Below are 255 nucleotides of genomic sequence, written 5' to 3'. Positions count from 1 at the left end.
TAATGGTCAAAATAAGCAACTACCAAATGAACTAACATCCACATTTAAAGAATTACAGGTACTAAAATATCTTAGAAAGGCTGGAATAACAAAGTCTTTGGGCTTTTCTTGTGGTTACCTTTTCCAAATAATTTTTTGTTTGATCTTTGAAAACAAGAATTGGTATCGGACGCTTGAAAGTAGAAAATCTACCGATTTTCCTGCTAAGGACACTGTCTATCGTTTCTTGAATCAGTCAACCTTCGCGTGGCGTAG

General features: G+C 35.3%; 1 pseudogene. It reads left to right on the top strand.

The window, feature by feature from the left end:
• Nucleotides 1–255, top strand: a pseudogene (locus tag M3226_RS31955) (IS4 family transposase); the annotation flags it as partial.

This window comes from Neobacillus cucumis (genome assembly GCF_023715505.1).
The sequence above is the reverse complement of the archived record's forward strand: the minus strand, read 5'-3'. Positions and strand labels throughout refer to the sequence as shown.